Source organism: Streptosporangium nanhuense (genome assembly GCF_059358815.1).
Window position 1 is genome coordinate 1 of sequence record NZ_JCADBG010000120.1, and the last position, 824, is coordinate 824.

The window sequence follows — 824 nt, forward strand, 5'->3', positions numbered from 1 at the left end:
CCCGAGGCCAGGCGGCAGACCTCCTCGAACGGCAGGTCGGCCCACTGGCCGGTGAACAAGGTGATCGGCCTGCTCATATGTCCTCCATGTCACAGATTGTGGGCCGAGTGGTGGGTGCGCGAGCTCAGTTCGCGCACCCACCACCCGGGTGACGGGGCCCGCTCACGGGGTGTGTTCCCCATGGACGGCGGGCTCCGTCATACCTCCTCGATCGCCGTCAGACGGCTCTGGTCGGCGGCGCTGCGCTCGACCGCGGCCAGCACGCGCTGGACGTTCAGTCCGTCGTCGAACGACGGGCTCGGGGCGACGCCGGTGGCGATCGCCTCGACGAAGTCCTTCGCCTCGTGGGTGAAGGTGTGCTCATAACCCAGGCCGTGGCCCGGCGGCCACCACGCCCCGGCATAGGGATGCCCGGCCTCGGTGACCAGCACCCGGCGGAAGCCCGCCTCCTCGGCCGGCAACGCGTGGTCGTGGAACCACAGCTCATTCATCGCCTCGAAGTCGAACGCCAGGCTGGCCTTCGACCCGTTGACCTCGATCCGCAGCGAGTTCTTGCGGCCGGTGGCGAACCGGGTCGCCTCGAACGACGCCACCGCCCCGCCACTGAGACGGCCGATGAACAGCGCCGCGTCGTCGACGTCGACCTCGCCCATCTCCGCACCCGACCCGTTACCGGTGTCGGCCGAGAGCCCGGCCGAGGCCTCGGCCAGCGGCCGCTGGGTGATGAACGTCTCGGTCAGGCCCGAGACCTGGGTGAGGCGCTGGCCGGTGATGAACTGGGCGGTGTCGATGATGTGCGCGCCGATGTCGCCCAGCGCGCCGGA

1 protein-coding gene is annotated in these 824 nt (G+C 70.4%); it reads right to left on the bottom strand.

Translation table 11 applies throughout. From position 1 onward, the window contains the following. Positions 1 to 197: 197 nt before the first annotated feature. On the bottom strand, positions 198 to 824 hold a 627-nt coding region (locus AC5L38_RS44275), incomplete at its 5' end, for a Gfo/Idh/MocA family protein (protein ID WP_495248833.1).